This is a genomic window from Streptomyces sp. NPDC031466 (assembly GCF_055581265.1).
This window is the reverse complement of the sequence record NZ_JBVIJT010000002.1, coordinates 70,387-88,559: the sequence shown is the minus strand read 5'-3', so window position 1 is coordinate 88,559 and position 18,173 is coordinate 70,387. Positions and strand designations below refer to the sequence as shown.

At 73.0% G+C, this 18,173-nt stretch carries 15 protein-coding genes; 9 read left to right on the top strand and 6 right to left on the bottom strand.

Translation table 11 applies throughout. From position 1 onward, the window contains the following. Position 1 precedes the first annotated feature (1 nt). The 4 genes from ACZ5GP_RS03255 to fabF all read left to right on the top strand — a co-directional run bounded on the left by ACZ5GP_RS03255 (position 2) and on the right by fabF (position 3,622). A complete protein-coding gene (locus ACZ5GP_RS03255; protein ID WP_468749140.1) occupies positions 2–913 on the top strand; it encodes an ACP S-malonyltransferase in 912 nt (303 codons plus the stop codon). Between the two features lie 28 nt (positions 914–941). Continuing rightward, positions 942–1,943 (top strand): beta-ketoacyl-ACP synthase 3, encoded by a 1,002-nt coding sequence (locus ACZ5GP_RS03250; protein WP_468749139.1) that lies wholly within the window; start codon positions 942–944, stop codon positions 1,941–1,943. Positions 1,944–2,040: 97 nt separating this feature from the next. Beyond that, on the top strand, positions 2,041–2,289 hold the full coding sequence (locus ACZ5GP_RS03245; RefSeq protein ID WP_030777934.1) for an acyl carrier protein: 249 nt from the start codon (positions 2,041–2,043) through the stop codon (positions 2,287–2,289). A gap of 70 nt (positions 2,290–2,359) precedes the next feature. Beyond that, positions 2,360–3,622: a beta-ketoacyl-ACP synthase II gene (gene fabF, locus ACZ5GP_RS03240; protein ID WP_468749138.1), complete on the top strand. Its 1,263-nt coding sequence runs from the start codon at positions 2,360–2,362 to the stop codon at positions 3,620–3,622. Positions 3,623–3,694: 72 nt separating this feature from the next. Here fabF and ACZ5GP_RS03235 read toward each other — a convergent pair whose 3' ends face one another. After that, a complete protein-coding gene (locus ACZ5GP_RS03235; protein ID WP_468749137.1) occupies positions 3,695–4,189 on the bottom strand; it encodes a DUF3145 domain-containing protein in 495 nt (164 codons plus the stop codon). 342 nt (positions 4,190–4,531) lie between these two features. Between ACZ5GP_RS03235 and ACZ5GP_RS03230 the strand changes: the two genes are divergently transcribed. Both ACZ5GP_RS03230 and ACZ5GP_RS03225 read left to right on the top strand, forming a co-directional pair. After that, positions 4,532–5,437: an SGNH/GDSL hydrolase family protein gene (locus ACZ5GP_RS03230; RefSeq protein ID WP_468749136.1), complete on the top strand. Its 906-nt coding sequence runs from the start codon at positions 4,532–4,534 to the stop codon at positions 5,435–5,437. A gap of 8 nt (positions 5,438–5,445) precedes the next feature. After that, positions 5,446–6,471, top strand: coding sequence for an aldose epimerase family protein (locus ACZ5GP_RS03225; RefSeq protein WP_468749135.1), 1,026 nt, complete (start codon positions 5,446–5,448; stop codon positions 6,469–6,471). Positions 6,472–6,487: 16 nt separating this feature from the next. On the opposite strand, the gene ACZ5GP_RS03220 is transcribed toward ACZ5GP_RS03225, so the two are convergent. Beyond that, positions 6,488–8,956: a beta-glucosidase gene (locus tag ACZ5GP_RS03220; RefSeq protein ID WP_468749134.1), complete on the bottom strand. Its 2,469-nt coding sequence runs from the start codon at positions 8,954–8,956 to the stop codon at positions 6,488–6,490. A 117-nt stretch (positions 8,957–9,073) separates the two neighbouring features. Then, positions 9,074–10,045 (bottom strand): LysR family transcriptional regulator, encoded by a 972-nt coding sequence (locus ACZ5GP_RS03215; RefSeq protein WP_468749133.1) that lies wholly within the window; start codon positions 10,043–10,045, stop codon positions 9,074–9,076. 130 nt (positions 10,046–10,175) lie between these two features. Here ACZ5GP_RS03215 and ACZ5GP_RS03210 point away from each other — a divergent pair, with 130 nt between their 5' ends. Both ACZ5GP_RS03210 and ACZ5GP_RS03205 read left to right on the top strand, forming a co-directional pair. After that, positions 10,176–11,411: an MFS transporter gene (locus tag ACZ5GP_RS03210; RefSeq protein ID WP_468749132.1), complete on the top strand. Its 1,236-nt coding sequence runs from the start codon at positions 10,176–10,178 to the stop codon at positions 11,409–11,411. Positions 11,412–11,682: 271 nt separating this feature from the next. Then, positions 11,683–12,918: a pyroglutamyl-peptidase I gene (locus ACZ5GP_RS03205; RefSeq protein ID WP_468749670.1), complete on the top strand. Its 1,236-nt coding sequence runs from the start codon at positions 11,683–11,685 to the stop codon at positions 12,916–12,918. Here the strand turns inward: ACZ5GP_RS03205 and ACZ5GP_RS03200 are convergent. Continuing rightward, positions 12,876–13,733, bottom strand: coding sequence for an EI24 domain-containing protein (locus ACZ5GP_RS03200; RefSeq protein WP_468749131.1), 858 nt, complete (start codon positions 13,731–13,733; stop codon positions 12,876–12,878). The two genes, ACZ5GP_RS03205 and ACZ5GP_RS03200, sit on opposite strands and share 43 nt — an antisense overlap. 124 nt (positions 13,734–13,857) lie before the next feature. On the opposite strand from ACZ5GP_RS03200, the gene ACZ5GP_RS03195 reads away from it, so the two are divergent. Beyond that, positions 13,858–16,422, top strand: a complete 2,565-nt coding sequence (locus ACZ5GP_RS03195; RefSeq protein WP_468749130.1) for a M14 family zinc carboxypeptidase — start codon at positions 13,858–13,860, stop codon at positions 16,420–16,422. A 71-nt stretch (positions 16,423–16,493) separates the two neighbouring features. Here the strand turns inward: ACZ5GP_RS03195 and ACZ5GP_RS03190 are convergent, their stop codons facing one another. Further along, positions 16,494–16,922: an organic hydroperoxide resistance protein gene (locus ACZ5GP_RS03190; RefSeq protein ID WP_358581829.1), complete on the bottom strand. Its 429-nt coding sequence runs from the start codon at positions 16,920–16,922 to the stop codon at positions 16,494–16,496. Positions 16,923–17,024: 102 nt separating this feature from the next. Next, on the bottom strand, positions 17,025–18,056 hold the full coding sequence (locus ACZ5GP_RS03185) for an NADP-dependent oxidoreductase (RefSeq protein ID WP_468749129.1): 1,032 nt from the start codon (positions 18,054–18,056) through the stop codon (positions 17,025–17,027). Positions 18,057–18,173 lie beyond the last annotated feature (117 nt).

Below are 18,173 nucleotides of genomic sequence, written 5' to 3'. Positions count from 1 at the left end.
AGTGCTCGTACTCGTCGCTCCCGGCCAAGGCGCTCAGACGCCCGGCTTCCTGACCCCCTGGCTCGACCTCCCCGGCGCCGCGGACCGCCTCGCCGCCTGGTCGGACGCCATCGGGCTCGACCTCGCCCACTACGGCACGCAGGCCGACGCGGACGCGATCCGCGACACCGCCGTGGCGCAGCCGCTGCTGGTGGCCGCCGGACTGCTGTCCGCCGCGGCACTCGGTGACATCGCGCCGGGCGCGGTCGCCGGACACAGCGTCGGTGAGATCACGGCCGCCGCGTACGCGGGTGTGCTCTCCGACGACGATGCTCTGCGCCTGGTGCGCAAGCGCGGGCTCGCCATGGCGGAGGCCGCGGCCGTCACGGAGACCGGCATGGCGGCGCTGCTCGGCGGCGACCCCGAGGTCACCGTCCCGCACCTGGAGAAGCTGGGCCTGACCCCGGCGAACGTGAACGGCGCGGGCCAGATCGTGGCCGCCGGCACCAAGGAGCAGCTCGCCGCCCTGGAGGCCGACAAGCCCGAGGGCGTGCGCAAGGTCGTCGTCCTCAAGGTCGCGGGCGCCTTCCACACGCACCACATGGCCCCGGCGGTGTCCCGCCTGGAGGAGGCCGTCCAGGGTCTCGCCCCCGCCGACCCGAAGATCACCTACGTCTCGAACCGCGACGGCCGGGCGGTCACCACCGGCGCCGAGGTGATCGAGCGCCTGGTCGGCCAGGTGGCCAACCCGGTCCGCTGGGACCTGTGCATGGAGACCTTCCGCGAGCTGGGCGTCACCGCGTTGATCGAGGTGTGCCCCGGCGGCACCCTGACCGGCCTGGCCAAGCGTGCGCTGAAGGGCGTCCAGACGCTCGCGGTGAAGACCCCCGAAGACCTCGAAGCGGCCCGCGCGCTCGTCGCCGAGCATTCCTGAGCCGACGACAGACAAGGAGCCGTTGCGCATGTCGAAGATCAAGCCCAGCCAGGGCGCACCGTACGCGCGGATCATGGGTGTCGGCGGCTACCGGCCCACCCGTGTCGTGCCGAACGAGGTGATCCTGGAGACGATCGACTCGTCCGACGAGTGGATCCGTTCCCGTTCGGGCATCGCCACCCGCCACTGGGCCTCCGACGAGGAGACCGTGGCCGCGATGTCGATCGAGGCGGCCGGCAAGGCGATCGCCGACGCGGGGATCACGCCCGAGCAGATCGGCGGTGTGATCGTCTCGACCGTCTCGCACTTCAAGCAGACCCCGGCCATCGCGACCGAGATCGCGGACAAGATCGGCGCGGGCAGGCCCGCCGCGTTCGACATCTCCGCGGGCTGCGCCGGCTTCGGCTACGGCCTGACGCTGGCCAGGGGTATGGTCACCGATGGTTCGGCCGAGTACGTCCTGGTCATCGGCGTGGAGCGGCTGAGCGATCTGACCGATCTGACCGACCGCGCCACGGCGTTCCTGTTCGGTGACGGTGCCGGCGCCGTGATCGTCGGCCCCTCCAAGGAGCCGAGGATCGGTCCGACGGTGTGGGGCTCGGAGGGCGACAAGTCCGAGACCATCAAGCAGACCGAGTCCTGGGAGGCGTACCGCAACGGCGCGCCCGACAAGTTCCCGGCCATCACGCAGGAGGGCCAGGCGGTGTTCCGCTGGGCCGTGTTCGAGATGGCGAAGGTCGCCCAGCAGGCGCTGGACGCGGCCGGAATCAGCGCGAACGACCTGGATGTCTTCATTCCGCACCAGGCCAACGAGCGGATCATCGACTCGATGGTGAAGACTCTGAAGCTGCCCGAACACGTCACGGTCGCCCGTGACGTGCGCACCACGGGTAACACCTCGGCCGCCTCGATCCCGCTCGCCATGGAGCGGCTCCTGGCGACCGGCGAGGCCAAGAGCGGCGACACCGCGCTCGTCATCGGCTTCGGGGCGGGTCTCGTGTACGCCGCCACGGTCGTTACCCTCCCCTAGGCATCACGTCCGGATCGCGAGGTCCGGACGGTCCGACCAACCTGCCGCTGCCGCGGCGGGCGCCACACCCTCTGAATACATACGAAGGAGCGCCAACATGGCCGCCACTCAGGAAGAGATCGTCGCCGGTCTCGCGGAGATCGTGAACGAGATCGCCGGCATCCCGGTCGAGGACGTCCAGCTGGACAAGTCCTTCACCGACGACCTGGACGTCGACTCGCTGTCCATGGTCGAGGTCGTCGTCGCCGCCGAAGAGCGTTTCGACGTCAAGATCCCGGACGACGACGTCAAGAACCTCAAGACGGTCGGCGACGCGACCAAGTACATCCTCGAGCACCAGAACTGACCGAGCCCGTGCTCAGTCGCCACCCGGCGGTGGCGCCGTTGATCCCCTCAACACCGTGGAGAAAATTCCTGTGAACTCGACCAATCGCACCGTGGTCGTCACCGGTGTCGGCGCAACCACACCGCTGGGTGGCGACGCGGCCTCGACGTGGGAGGGCCTGCTCGCGGGCCGCTCCGGCGTCAGTCTGCTGGAACAGGACTGGGCGGTCGAGCTGCCGGTCCGCATCGCCGGCCAGATCGCCGTGGAGCCCGGCGAGGTCATCCCGCGCCCGCAGGCGCGCAAGCTGGACCGGTCGGCGCAGTTCGCGCTGATCGCGGCCAAGGAGGCCTGGGCGGACGCCGGCTACACCGCCAAGGCGGGCGAGGACTCCTCGGTGGACCCGGACCGTCTCGGCGCGGTGATCGCCTCCGGCATCGGCGGCGTGACCACCCTCCTGGACCAGTACGACGTGCTCAGGGAGAAGGGCGTACGCCGCGTCTCCCCGCACACCGTGCCGATGCTGATGCCCAACTCCCCGGCGGCCAACGTAGGCATCGAGCTGGGCGCCCAGGCGGGCGTCCACACCCCGGTGTCGGCCTGTGCCTCGGGTGCGGAGGCCATCGGCTACGCGGTCGAGATGATCCGTACCGGCCGGGCCGACGTCGTCGTCGCGGGCGGCACGGAGGCGGCGATCCACCCGCTGCCCATCGTGGCCTTCGGCAACATGATGGCGATGTCCAAGAACAACGACGACCCGCAGGGCGCCTCGCGCCCCTACGACGCGGACCGCAACGGCTTCGTGCTCGGCGAGGGCGCCGGTGTGGTCGTCCTGGAGTCCGAGGAGCACGCGAGGGCCCGCGGCGCCAAGATCTACGCGGAGGCCGTCGGCCAGGGCATCTCGGCCGACGCGCACCACATCACGCAGCCCGAGCCGTCCGGCAACGGCATCGCCGCGGCGCTGCAGAACCTGATCGACACGACGGACCTCAAGCCGGCCGAGATCGTGCACGTGAACGCGCACGCCACCTCGACCCCGCAGGGCGACGTCGCCGAGATCAAGGCGCTGCGCAAGGCCTTCGGCGACGACGTCGACCACATGGCGATCGCCAGCACCAAGTCGATGACGGGTCACCTGCTCGGTGGCGCGGGCGGCGTGGAGACCGTGGCCACGGTCCTCGCGCTCAAGCACCGCATCGCCCCGCCGACGATCAACATCGAGAACCTCGACCCGGAGGTCGACGCGGACATCATCCGCGACGAGGCCCGCCCGCTGCCCGAGGGCCGCATCGCGGCGCTGAACGACTCGTTCGGCTTCGGCGGCCACAACGTCGTCCTGGCGTTCAGGACCGTCTGACCCGGATCCGATGTCACCCGAAAGGGCCTCCACCGCATGGTGGGGGCCCTTTCGGGTTACCCGGCACGGATGTCAGACGACTTGGTGCAGCCACCGCACCGGCGCGCCCTCGCCGGCGTACCGGAAGGGTTCCAGTTCGTCGTCCCAGGGCTTGCCGAGGAGCTTGGCCAGTTCGGCCTCCAGGTCGCTCTCGCCGCGCTGCGAGCGGGCCAGGGCGGCGCGCAGCCGGTCCTCGGGGATCAGGATGTCGCCGTGCAGGCCGGTGACGGCGTGGAAGATGCCGAGGGCGGGCGTGGCGCTGTACCGCTCGCCCTCGGCGTTCTGGCACGGTTCGGCCGTGACCTCGAAGCGCAGCAGGGACCAGCCGCGCAGCGCGGAGGCGAGCTTGGAGGCGGTGCCCGCCGAGCCCTGCCAGGAGAATTCGGATCTCCAGGTGCCCGGCGCGGCGGGCTGCCTGATCCAGTCGAGGCTCACACGCGCGCCGAGCACGCCCGCGACGGCCCACTCGACGTGTGGGCACAGCGCGCGCGGGGCGGAGTGCACGTACAGAACTCCACGTGTCGTCACCGGGACCTCCAGTGTGGGTCGAGGTTCGCCTTCCCCCGGCGGCCTCGCGCCCGTGCCGAGCAATTTTCCCCAAATGCTAGAGAAACCTGGGAAAAGGGGACAGATGTGACGTGATGTAATTTAGCGGAACCACAGCAGCGGGGCGTCACCGGGTGGATCTCCCGCCTGTCGCCGCCGTGACAGCGGTGGCCGGGCGGCTACGGGGCGAGGCTACCGTGCGGCGGGGCAAGGAGTGTGACGTACCGTCGGTCCCGGGGCCAGAAAAGTCCGACCTTTCACCCGGCGGGGCGCAACCCCGGGCACGCGCATGGCGTCACGTTGTACGACAGAGGGGACCAGGGGATGCGGAACCGCAGGCACCGTTCGCGTACCGTCGTCGCCCTCACGGCGGCGGCCCTGCTCGGCACCGCGCTCGGCGCGTGCGACGCCCAGGGCGGCAACTCCCCGGCGCCCGGCCCGTCCGCGCACCGCAAGCCCTCCCCCAGGCCCACGCCCGCCTGGGACACCACGCCCCGCTCGCTCGCCGCGGTCGGCGACTCCATCACGCGCGGCTTCGACGCCTGCTCGGTGCTCTCCGACTGCCCCGAGGCGTCCTGGGCGACCGGCACGGACGTCGAGGTCAAGAGCCTCGCGACGCGGCTGCTGGGAAAGAAACGGGCCGCCTCGCACAGTTGGAATCACGCCAAGACCGGCGCCCGCGTGGCGGATCTGACCGGCCAGGTCCAGCAGGCCGTCACCGAGCGGCCTGAGCTGGTGACGGTGATGGTGGGCGCCAATGACGCCTGCCGCCCCTCGGTCGGCTCCATGACGCCGGTCGGCGAGTTCCGCGCCGACTTCGAGGAGGCGATGCGCACCCTGCGCCGCTCGCTGCCGAAGGCGCAGGTGTACGTGGCGTCCGTGCCGGACCTGAAGCGGCTCTGGTCGCAGGGGCGCACCAACGCCCTGGGCAAGCAGGTGTGGAAGCTCGGGATCTGCTCCGCGATGCTGGCCGACCCGGACGACCTGGGCGCCGCGGCGTCCGAGCGGCGGGAGCGGGTGCAGGACCGGGTGGTGGCGTACAACGAGGTGCTCGAAGAGGTGTGCGACGAGGACCGCAGGTGCCGGTACGACGGCGGGGCCGTCTTCGACTACCGCTTCGACGGCGACCAGTTGAGCCACTGGGACTGGTTCCACCCCAGCAAGAACGGCCAGGCGCGCCTCGCCGAGCTGGCCTACCGTCAGGTGACCTCCAGGAAGCCCGTGAAGTAGCGGGTGCCATGGATAGCGGGCAGCGGCCCGGCGTAGAGTCGGCGATCATGCGCGGCGAACTCTTCGGGACGCTTCCCGACGGCACACCCGTCCACCGCTGGACCCTGGAGAGGGGCGGTGTGCGGGCGCGTGTCCTGACGTACGGCGGCATCGTGCAGTCGGTGGAGGTTGCGGGCCGGACGGGGCGGCCGGTGCCGGTGGCACTGGGATTCGCGGACCTGGACGGCTATCTGAGGCACCCGGGGCCCTACTTCGGGGCGCTGGTGGGGCGGTACGCGAACCGGATCGCGGGCGGCGCCTTCCCGCTCGACGGCCGTACGTACCGGCTCGCGCGCAACAACGGGCCGAACAGCCTGCACGGCGGTGAGCGCGGCTTCGACAAGCGGGTGTGGGACGCCGAGGCGGTGGAGCACGGGGTGCGGCTGTCGCGGGTGAGTCCGGACGGCGAGGAGGGCTTTCCCGGGCGGCTCGCGGTCTCCGTGACGTACACGCTGGACGCGGCGGGCGCGCTGCGCATCGCGTACGAGGCGACGACCGATGCCCCGACCGTCGTGAACCTCACCAACCACACGTACTGGAACCTGGCGGGCGCGCACTCCGGCACCGCCCTGGAGCACACGGTGCGGATCGCCGCGTCCCGGACGACGCCCGCGGACGGCACCGGCATTCCCACGGGCGCGTACGAGGACGTGGCGGGGACGCGGTGCGACTTCCGTGCGGCGCGAGCGGCCGGGGCCGGTCACGACCGCAACTACGTGCTCGACAAGGGCGTCACGGCCGGGCCGGTCCCAGTGGCCGCGCTGCGCGACCCCGTCTCCGGCCGGACCCTGACCGTGGCGACGACCGAGCCGGGCCTCCAGCTCTACACGGCCGACCACTTCCCGGCGGACCTGCCGTTTCCGCCGGGGGGCGGGATCGCGCTGGAGACCCAGCGCTTCCCCGACTCCCCGAACCGGCCGCGCTTTCCCTCCGCGGTGCTGCGGCCGGGTGAGGTGTACCGGTCGGTGACGGTCTACGGGTTCGCCGCCGAGTGACGTCGGGCGCCGCCCCTCATGCCGTCAGGGGCGCGCACAGGCGCCGGTCCGTGAGAGAGCGGCCCGCCTCCACCCGGTAGGAACCGCCCTGGTGGGCCCAGGTGTTGTTCTTCTCGTCCCAGATCTCGAAGGCGCGGCGCGGGAGTTCCACGCGCGCCTCGACGCTCTCGCCCGGCGCCGCCTCGACGACCGCGAAGCCCGCGAGCCGACGGGCCGGGCGGGCGGGATCGGGCTCGGTGGGAGCCAGATAGACCTGGACGACCTCGCGGCCCGCGCGCTGCCCGCGGTTGCGGACGTGGACGGTGGCCGTCGTGGCGTCCACGGTGAGCGACTCGTACGTCCAGTCGGTGTAGCCGAGGCCGTGGCCGAAGGGGTACGACGGGGTGGCGGCGGCCTTGTCCCAGGCTCGGTAGCCGATGAAGACGCCCTCGTCGTAAGGGAGTTCGCCGTCGGTCGGGGCGACCCGGGTGACGGGGGCGGCGGCGAGGTCGCCCCAGGTGGTGGGGAGCCGGCCCGTCGGTTCCTCGGCGCCGAGCAGGACGTCGGCGAGGGCGGCGCCGCCCTCCTGGCCGGGGAACCAGGTCAGCAGCACCGCGGCGACCTCCGCGCGCCAGGGAAGCTCCACCGGGGAGCCGGAGTTGACGACGACGACCGTGTTCGGGTTGGCGGCGGCGACCGCGCGGACCAGGTCGTCCTGGCGGCCCGGCAGCCTCAGGTCCCGGCGGTCGAAGCCCTCGGACTCGACGCGCTCGGTGGTCGCGACGACCACAACGGCGGTCTCGGCGTGCCGCGCCGCCTCGACGGCCTCGGACATCAGTTCGTCGGCGGCGCGCCGCGGGCCGAGGTGGACGAAGGAGAACATGACGCTGGGTAGCGGGGTCGCGAGCCCCTTGTCCGGCCGGTGGAGCAGGGAGACCTCGACGGGCTCGCCCTCCGTGAGCACCGCGGTGCCGCGCTCGACCGGGGAGCCGAAGAACGCCGCGAACGGGTCGGACCCGGAGCCCATCCCCTGCACGCCGTCGTAGAGGACCCGGCCGCCGACGGTGAGCGTGAAGGCGCCGAGGCCGCGCGTGCCGAAGGAGTGCTCGCCGCTCTCGCGCGGCGTGAACGTGCCGACGACCTCCACGCTCGCCATGGCCTCGTGGGTGACGCCGTCGGGCAGGTCGTCGCCGATCCACTGGACCTGGCCGGAGGGGAGGCTGCCCGTCCCGAGCACCTCGCCCTGCGCGTCACGGCAGACGGCACGCAGCGTGAACCCCTTGTCGGCGGGCGCGAGTTCGTCGCTGGGGTCGGCCCCGACCGCGTACGTCAGGGCGCCCTCGGGCAGGGCCTCGGTCAGGCCGTCGAGCGGGGAGACGACACGCGCCGGGAAGACGGTGGCGGAGCCGCCGCCGAGGACGCGGGCGTCGCGGGCCGCGGCGCCGATGAGGGCGAGTCGGCCGGTCGGCGCGAGCGGAAGCACGCCGTGTTCGTTGCGGACGAGGACGAAGGAGCGGCGGGCGATCTCGCGGGCCAGCGCCCGGCCGTCGATCTCGGCGGGCGGTTCGGTGACGACCGGCTCGGCACCTTCGAGGGCGCCGACGCGGGCGGCGAGGCGCAGGACGTTGCGGGCGGCCTCGGCGACCGCCTCCTGTGCGACCTCGCCGGCGCGGACGGCGGCGGCGAGCGGCTCGCCGTACACCGTGCGCGGTCCCGGCATGGCAACGTCCAGGCCGCCCGCGAGGGCACCGGCGGTGGAGCGGGCGGCCGTCCAGTCGGAGACGTTGCAGCCGTCGAAGCCCCACTCGCCGCGCAGCACGTCGGCCACGAGGTGGTGGTGCTCGGTCATCGGCACGCCGTTGACCTGGTTGTAGGCGGTCATGACGCCCCAGGGGCGGGCGCCCGTGACGATCGCCTCGAAGGGGGCGAGGTACAGCTCGCGCAGGGCGCGCCCGCCGATCCTGTTGTCCACGGTGAAGCGCTCGGTCTCGGCGTCGTTGGCGACGAAGTGCTTCACGGTCGTGCCGACACCGCCGCTCTGCACGCCCCGGACGTAGCCGGTGCCGATCACGCCCGTCAGGAACGGGTCCTCGCTGTACGCCTCGAAGTGGCGGCCGCCGAGCGGGGAGCGGTGCAGGTTGACGGTGGGCGCGAGCAGGACGTGCACGCCCTTGCGGCGGGCCTCCTGCGCGAGGAGCGCGCCGGCGCGGTGGGCGAGGTCCGGGTCCCAGGTGGCGGCGAGGGCGGTCGGGGAGGGCAGCGCGATCGACGGGTCGTCGGCGGTCCAGCGGACGCCGCGCACGCCGATCGGGCCGTCGGACATCACGAGGGACTTCAGGCCGATCTGCGGAAGGGAGTGCAGGGTCCACATGTCGCGGCCGCCCAGCAGCCGGGTCCTGGCGTCCAGGTCGAGCCTGCCGAGCGCGGCCTCGACGGCCGCCTCCCGCGCCCGGTCCGCGTCCGTGGCCCGGCCGGGCCCGGGTGCCGTGCGCCTGGATGCCGCCATGGCGGTGCCTCCTCGGTGAGCCGTCCCGGCCGTCCGTGCCGGTTGGTCCCATCCTGCCCGCGGGGCGGCGCGAGGCCGAGGGGTGGGGAACGGCCCGTGGCGGTCCTTCGGCGGGTGCTACCGCCCGCCGGGTGAGGCCCGGGGCCCTTCGGGCGGGCGGGATGTCATGGCCCAGGTGGGGCGCCAGACCGGTTCGGGCGGCGGGGTCAGGTCCGCGAAGTGGCGGAGGACCGCCCGCAGTCCCGGGTGGGGGTCGGCCCGGGGGCAGATGAGCGAGAGCGGGTACGCGAGCGTCGGGCCGACGATCGGGATGCGGCGCAGGTCGTGGCCGGTCGGCCAGATGTACCGGTCGCGCGAGCCGACGAGGGTGGCGACGTCCGGGGAGTCGGCGAGGACGTCGAGGAGCACTTCGTTGCCGAAGTTCGGGCCCGCCGCGTCCACGCGGAGGTCGAAGCCGGTGGCGAGCTGGTCGTAGAAGTCCGCCCATTCGCTGCGCGGTGCGATGCCGGGCACCCAGATCCGGTGTCCGCGCAGCCGGGAGGGCGTCAGGGTGCGCGCGGAGGCGAGCGGGTGCCTCGGGCCGACGAGGAGTTCCAGCGGGGAGTCGAACGCGTGGATCATCCGCACGTCGTGCGGCAACGTCGCCGGGTCGGTGACCGAGCGGAAGGAGGCGTCGATGTCCCCCGCCCGGACGGCGGCGACGGCCTCGCGCGGGTCGTCGACCCTGAGCGTCACCACGTCGAGGTCGGTCCCGGGGTGCGAGCGCCAGTAGTCGTGCAGGACGACGGCCTGCGCGGATCGCAGTCCGAGCACGTCGATCCGCAGGGCGCGGGAGCCCGGTCCGAGCGCGGTGACGGCCCGGTCGGCGGCCGCGACGATGCTCCGGGCGTGCGGGAGGAAGGCCTGGCCGTCGAGGGTCGGCTCGACGCCCCGGGCGGTCCGCGTGAACAGGCGGACGCCGAGCCGGCGTTCCAGGGCCGCGATCCGCTTCGACACGGCTTGCTGGGTGACGCCCAGCTCGTCGGCCGCGTGCTGGAGCCGGCCCAGCTCGGCCGCGCGGACGAAGGAGCGCACCGCCTCGGTATCCATGGGCCCAGCCTATGCGTGCCCAACCGATGGTTGTGGCCGGCGCGGGGCCGGTTGTTTGATCTGGAGCTGGTCCGGGCGATGGGATGCCGGTGCACGAACATCGGTTGTCGGCGAGGAGGGGCGGATCCCTGTGCCTGTGCGTTTGGGGCGCGATGTCGACCGGCTGTGGTCGGCCTACGCCGTCAGCACCTACGGGACGTGGCTCGCCTTCGGCGCCTTCCCGCTCATCGCGGTCCGGGTCCTGCACGTGTCGGCCTTCGCCGTCTCGCTTCTGGAGGCGGTGGGCCCGGCCGTCGCGGCGCTCGTCGCGTTCTCGCTCGGGCCGTGGATCGAGCACCGGCCCAAGCGGCCGGTGATGATCGTGATGGACCTGGTCCGGTTCGCCGCGCTGGCGAGCGTGCCTCTCTCGTACGTCCTCGGGTTGCTCGCCTACGGGCAGTTGCTGGGGGTCGCGGTCGTCTGCGGCACCGCGAACATCGCCTTCGGTGCCGCGTCCGGCGCGTATCTGAAGCATCTCGTCCCCGGTGAGCGCCTGCTGGTGGCGGCCGGGAGGTTCGAGGGCACGAACTGGCTGGCGACCGCGGCGGGACCGCCCCTCGGCGGCGCGCTCGTAGGGCTGCTCGGCCCGGTCGTCACGGTCACGGCCGACGCCGTCAGCCACCTCCTGTCCGCGCTCGGCGTCCTGCGCATCCGCGGGGACGACGTCGCGGTGGCCCACGAGGAGGACGCCGGGGCGCGCGGCAGAACGCGCCGTGGCGCTCTGCTCGCCGGGCTGCGGTGCGTTCTCCGGGACCGGGTGCTCAGCCGCCTGTTCCTGAACTCCACGCTGGTCGGGGGGCTGATCATGGCCACCGCCCCGCTCCTCGCCGTCCTGCTCCTGGGCCGCTACCACCTCCCGGCCTGGCAGTACGGCCTCGCCTTCGGCGTGCCCGCGCTCGGCGGGTTCGCGGGCGCCCGCCTCTCCGCGCGCCTCGCGGCCCGCTACGGCCGCCACCGGGTGCTGATCGTCTCCGGCCGCCTGCGTTCGCTCTTCCCGCTCGGGCTCGCGTTCGTCGGCCCCGGCGTCCCCGGACTCCTCACGGTGATCGCCGTCGAGGGCCTGCTGATCACCTGCATGGGTGTCTTCAACCCCCTCCACGCGGCGGAACGCCTGCGCCGGACTCCCCCGGACCTGGCCGCCCGCGTCCTCAGTACGTGGAGTGCCGTCAGCAGACTCGTGCAAGCCGCCCTGGTGGTGCTCTGGGGCGCCCTCGCCACGCTCACCGGCCCGCTCGCCGCGATCACCGTCTCCGGGGTCCTCCTGCTCGCCACCCCGCTGCTGCTGCCCGTACGGGAGCTGCGGTCGGCCGCGGCGTCCGTCGGCTGACGGACCGGGGCCTCGGCGGCTGCCGGGCGATCCGGGGCAGGGCGGGGCGGGGCACTCCGCGGCAACTCATCCGCCGGCGGGCCCGAAAGCGCCGCCGTCCGCCGCCGATCCGTCGGCCCGCGTGGCACGCGCCATGGCGTTCGCCCCGTCCGTCCCGCGATACTTCCGCCACCCCATCGGTCACGGAAGGACTCGCGTGCTCTCTCGACCCCGTACCCCCTCTCGCCCCCGTACCCTCGCCCGGCTCGGCGCCCTCGGTGTCGCCGCCCTGCTGGCCGGTCTCACCGCCCCGGGGCCGGCCTCCGCGGACGACGGTGGCGGCGCCGCCACCGTCGAGGAGCGGCGCCTGGAGCGTGCCGTCCCGCAGGAGATCCTGCGGCGCGGCGGATTCGACTCCCTCGCCCCGGAGTTGGCGCGGGCCCTGGGCAAGGCCCGCTCTTATGACCAGGCCCACCGGATCGTCGTACGGGACGGCAGGGCGCTGTGGCGGCGCGCCGTCGACCGGGCGCAGGGGCGCGGCCCGGCCGGCGGGGACCTGAGCCGCGACGACGACCGGCCGCTGTACTGGGCGCGGCTCGCGATGACGCGGGAGCTGCGGCAGTGGGAGCCGGGCCGGTTCGCCCTGGGCGAGCAGCGGCGGGCCCGTCTCATATCGGCCCTGGAGCGGACGTCCCGGGGGCAGGACGGCGTCCGCTTCCCCGGCCCAGGGGACGGCGGCGACAAGCGCGGCGGCAAGGGGCGCCAGGTGAAGCGGATTCTCGTCACCGGCTTCGACCCGTTCACGCTCGACCGCGATGTCCGCATCAGCAATCCGTCCGGCGCCACCGCCCTGGCGCTGGACGGCACGACGATCCGCACCGCCGACGGGCCCGTCCGCGTCGAGGCGGTGACCTTCCCCGTGCGCTGGCGGGACTTCTCCGAGGGGGCCGTGGAGCGGGCGCTGCGTCCGTACCTCCCGCACGTGGACCTCTTCACCACCATCAGCCAGGGGCGGGTCGGCCGCTTCGACGTCGAGCGGACCAACGGGGCCTGGCGCGGCGGGTTCCCGGACAACGAGAACGTCTCCCGGACGGAGACCGTGCCGGTGGCCGACCCGGCCTCGCAGCCCCAGTGGACGACGACGACCCTCCCGTACAAGAAGATCGTGGAGGCCGGGACGGGCCGTTTCCCCGTGTACGACAACACGTCGGTGACCGAGATCCCGGCGGGCGGCGGCGCTCCCGTGGTCCGGCCCGACGGGCCCACCGAGGGGTCGACGGCCCGTGCGGGCGGCGGCGGGGACTACCTCTCCAACGAGATCGCCTACCGGGTGACGCTGCTGCGCGACCGGCTCGGGCTGCGCGAGCGGCTGCCCGGCGGCCATGTGCACACGCCCGTCCTCCAGTTCGGCGCGGGCAACACCGACCCGGCGACGGGCACTGTCACCGATCCGCAGTTCGTGCGCAACCGGCTCGACATCATCGATCAGGTGCGGGGAATCCTGCGGGCCGCCGCCTCGTCCTCCTGACGGCCTCCGGAGTCGCCCTGCCGGCCTCGGAAGTCGCCCTGCCGGCCTCGGGAGTCGCCGTCGTCGCCGTCCGCGCCGTTCTCGCCCATCAGGTCCCGTGCCATCAGCGTCGCGCCGGCGACCGCGCCCGGCATCAGGAACACCGCGACGAACGGCACCAGGAAGGCGACGGCGAGCGGCGTCCCGAAGCCCCAGGCGAGTCCCTTGCGGGAGCGCAACAGGGCCAGCCGGTCGCGCAGTTCGACGCCGCGGCGCTGGAGCGCGACGGCCGTCAGCTCCTCGGTCAGGAAGAAGCCGGTGACGCAGAAGCCGATCACCGGTACGACGGTCTGGCCGGCGACCGGGACGAAGCCGAGCGCGAAGACCAGGACGCCCCAGAGCGCGGCGCGCACGACGATGCGCAGGCTGTCCCGTCCCGAGATCCACAGGTCGCGCCAGAGCGGGAGCCCCGATGCGGGGGCGTGGCCCGACTCGGCGATGTCGACCTTCTCGGACAGCGACTCGTAGAAGGGCTGCCCGATCAGGAGCGTCACCGCGGTGAAGGTGAGGACGGACAGCAGCAGCGCGAGGGCGAAGAGCAGGACCGTCAGGAAGCCGCGGAAGAGGCCCTGCCACGGCGTGGACCAGTCGTCGGCGAAGGGCGTGGCCCAGCCGACGGCGTCCTGCCCCCACACGGCGAGGGCGACGAGCGCCGCCCCATAGAGGACGAACGTGAGGAGGCCGGGCAGCAGTCCCCATCCGTACTGCTTGCCGTGCTGGGCGACCCAGCGCTGCCCCTTCATCAAGTAGCCGAAGCCCACACCCAGATCGCGCATGCGGCACACCTTAGCCGCAGGCCGGGGACGCTCCGCCGGGTGATCCCGGTGTGCGGCGAACGCCCTCTTGTTGCGGGGGAGTTCAACCGGTAGACCTCCCTCTATCGATCTCCCGGAGGTACGTATGGGCATATCCCGGCCATTCAGCCCCGTTCTGCTGACCACCGCCGTCACGGCCGGTGCGCTGGTCCTCACCGCGCTCGCCCCGGGCAGCGCGACCGCCGATCCGACGCCGCGCCCGGTCACCCGGGAGGGTTCCCCGCTCGGCGACGGCCGGGCGGCCACGGCCCCGAAGGGCGCGGCGGAGCGGGCGCCGGCCGACGCGGGCGGCGCCGGGCTCGGCGGGGACAGGGGCCGCGGTTATCCCCGGGAGCGCAGACTGGCCCGGCCTCCGGTGAATCCTGCCGACAAGTCGATAAAACTGGGGCTCGTGCCGTATCACGGCATCGCCCCGCGGCTGAACGAGCTCCAGCGGATCGGCGACCGCGTCAGCGTGGAGATCGCGGGCCGCTCGGCGGGCGGCCACCCGCTCTACCTGGTGACGGTGACCGCCCCCGAGTCCGCGCGCGAGACGGCCCGCCAGGAGCGGATGCGCGCGCGCATCGAGAACGCGCCCGCGGCCGCGGCGAAAGACAAGGCGATCAAGACCGGGTACAAGACGCCCGTCTTCATCAACAACAACATCCACGGCAACGAGTGGGAGGGCACCGACGCCGCCCTGAAGCTCATCGAGGAGCTGGCGAAGGCGAAGGACGGCCACAGCCGGTCCCTGCTCGCGCACAACCGCCTCTACTTCAACATCACCGCCAACCCCGACGGCCGTATCGCCGGAACGCGCGCGAACGCGGGCGGCTTCGACCTCAACCGCGACTTCATCACCGCCTCCCAGCCCGAGGCCCGCGCGATCCGCGAGATCGCCGTCGCCAAGCAGCCCGCCGTGATGATCGACCTGCACGGCTATGTGAACGGCACGCTGATCGAGCCGACCACTCCCCCGCACGGCGAGAACTACGAGTACGACCTGTTCCTCAAGAACTCCTACGCCAACGCGCTCGGCATGGAGGCCGCGGTCAACGGCCTCGGCTACACGGAGGCGAAGGACGGGGTGCGGCCCGCCGTCATCCCCTTCCGCGACCAGGAGGAGGGCTGGGACGACTGGCCGCCCGTCTTCACCCCGCAGTACATGCCCTTCCACGGCGCGGTCGCCGCGCACACCATCGAGTTCCCGATGCAGGTGAACAACGCCGAGTACGACAACCAGCCGGTCGCGGAGCTGCGGCGCAGGGCCGGCGTCAACGTGGACATCGCGGGGGCGGCCATGCGCGCGAGCATCGGCTACGCCGACCGCCACCGCGCCGCGCTGATCGCCGACCAGATCGAGGTGTTCCGCCGGGGCGCGACGGGCGCGCGGCAGGTGCCGGTGTCGGCGCGGACCGTGCCGGGCGTGCCCGGGATCGGCCCGGAGGATGTCTACACCACCGACTTCCCTCGCGCGTACGTCATTGCGGCGCGCGGGCGTTCGGCGCCGGCGGCGGTGCGGCTGGTGGACCACCTGCTCGCCAACGACGTACGTGTCGAGCGCGCGAGCCACGCCTTCCGGCTCGGCGGGCGGACGTACGCGAAGGGGTCGTACGTCGTCGACATGCACCAGCCCAAGCGCGGCCTGGCCAATGTGATGCTGGCCGACGGGCGGGACATCAGCGCCAAGGTGGCGACCATGTACGACATCTCGGGGTGGAGCCTCGGGCGGCTGTGGGGCGCGAGCGTCGACGCCGTCGAGGGCGGCGACCTGGACGGCGTGCGGGCGCGCGCGGTGCGGGCCGCCTCGCGGGTCGGGTACGTGGCGCCGCGCGGCGACCTGCGGCTGCGGCTGGACGACCCGCGGGAGATCGCCGCCGTCAACCACCTGCTCGCCGAGGGTATCGTGGTGCGCCGGGACCGTTCGGGCGCGGCGCTCGTGCCGGCCTTCGCGCGCGGTGCGGCGAGGGCGGCGGCGAAGAAGTACGACGTCGCGTTCGACGCCACGAAGGCGAAGGGCGGCGCGGCGCTGCACCGGACGCGGGTCGCGGCGGCCGTCACACCCGGTGAGCTGTTCGCGCTGCGGGAGATGGACTTCGACGTGGTGCCCGTGTCGACCGCCGTGCTCAACGCGGGCTTCGACTGGAAGCGGGCGGACGCGCTCTTCGTGTCGGCCGGGCTCGATCACGACAGGCTGAACGCGGCGGCGAAGGCCGGCCTGGACCGGTTCCTCGCCCGGGGCGGCGGTCTCGTCGGCCGGGGCGCGGCGGGCGCCGCGCTGAACACCGGCGCGAAGCTGCTCGCCGTGCGGCCCGTGGAGGGCAACGGCGATGCCAACGGTGTGGTGCGCGTGGTCAACAGGGGCGGCACGCTCACCGGTGGCGCCCCGGACCACAGCTTCGTCTACTCGCCGATGTGGTTCACCGGCCTCGGCTCCGGGGTGCGCGTGGAGCAGCGGTACGGGACGGGGAACCCGCTGGTCTCGGGGCACTGGCGGGCCCTGGCGGAAGGCGGCGGGGGCCCGGCGGCCGCCGCGGGGCGCGCCGCGGTGGTCAGCGGGTCGGCGCGGGGCGCCGAGGTGGTCCTGTTCGGCACCGAGCCGCTCTTCCGCGCCCACCCGAAAGGGGTGTTCCCGCAGGTGGGGCGGGCGTTGCTGAGCGTCGGCCGGTAGTCGGCGCCCCCAGACGGCACAGGGCCGCACCCCGGGTTCGGGGTGCGGCCCTGTGCCGTGCGAGCGGGTGGTCAGGCGACCGCCAGCTCGACCTTGATGTTGCCGCGCGTGGCGTTCGAGTAGGGGCACACCTGGTGCGCCTTCTCGACCAGGGACCGCGCGGTGTCCGCGTCGACGTTCGGGATGGAGGCGGTGATCGCCACCTCCAGGCCGAAGCCGCCGGACTCGTTCTGGCCTATGCCGACCTCGGCGGTCACGGTCGAGCCGGAGATGTCGGCGTTCTCCTTGCGGGCGACCACACCGAGGGCGCCCTGGAAGCAGGCGCTGTAGCCGGCGGCGAACAGCTGCTCGGGGTTGGTGCCCGCGCCGCTGCCGCCCATCTCCTTGGGCGGGTTCACGACGACGTCGAGCTTGCCGTCGTCGCTGGCCACGCGGCCGTCGCGGCCGTTCTCGGCGGTGGCGACCGCGGTGTACTTGACGTCGATCTTCTGGATGGACATAGGTGCCGGCTCCTCCTGAGACGGGCCGCGGTGCGCGCCCACAACCGCGGCCAAGTGGAATCAGGTTATCGGATGCCGGAAACCAGGAAAGGGGTGGTCGCCTCAGACGAGGGAGACGATCATCTTTCCGGTGTTCTCGCCGCGCAGCATGCCGAGGAAGGCGTCCACGCCGTTCTCGACGCCCTCGACGACCGTCTCGCGGTACTTCAGCTCACCGGAGCGGACCCAGGCGCCGACCTCGCGGACGAACTGGGGCTGGAGCGCGCTGTGGTCCTGCACGAGCATGCCGGTCAGGCGCAGGCGCTTGCCGATGACCAGGGCGAGGTTGCGCGGGGCCGGGGTCGGCTCCTTGTCGTTGTAGCCGGCGATCATGCCGCAGATGGTGACGCGGCCGTGCACGTTCAGACGGCTGATCGCGGCTTCCAGGTGCTCGCCGCCGACGTTGTCGAAGTAGACGTCGATGCCGTCGGGGGCGGCCTCCTTGAGCTGCTCGGCGACCGGCTTGTCGTCCTTGTAGTTGAAGGCGGCGTCGAAGCCGTACTCCTCGACCAGCAGCTTCACCTTCTCGTCCGAGCCCGCCGAGCCGATGACGCGCGAGGCGCCCTTCAGCTTGGCGATCTGGCCGACCTGGCTGCCGACGGCACCGGCGGCGCCGGAGACGAACACGGCGTCGCCCTCCTTGAAGGAGGCCACTTCGAGCAGACCCGCGTAGGCGGTCAGGCCCGTCATGCCGAGCACGCCGAGGTAGGCGGAGAGCGGCGCGGCCTGGGCGTCGACCTTGGTGGCGTGCTGGGCGGGCACGGAGGCGTACTCGCGCCAGCCGGCGAAGTGCAGGACGTGGTCGCCCACCGCGAAGCCCTCGGCGTCGGAGGCGATGACCTCGCCGACCGCGCCGCCCTCCATGGGGTGGTCGAGCTGGAACGGCGGGACGTACGACTTCACGTCGTTCATCCGGCCCCGCATGTACGGGTCCACCGAGAAGTGCAGGTTGCGGACCAGTACGCGGCCCTCGGCCGGGGCCAGGACGGGGGCCTCGCGCAGCGCGAAGTCCTCGGGGACCGGCCAGCCGTCGGGGCGGCGCACGAGGTGCCATTCACGGCTGACGGAGGGGAGCTGCTCGGGGGTGACGGTCATGGGGGGCGTCCTCCTGTTGCGTACGTGAGGGTGGGCGGGGGCGGAAGTGTCTCGCGCCCGAAAAATGCTTCACGTTGTGAAACAACCATGCTCTTGGATATTTCATGATGTCAAGTA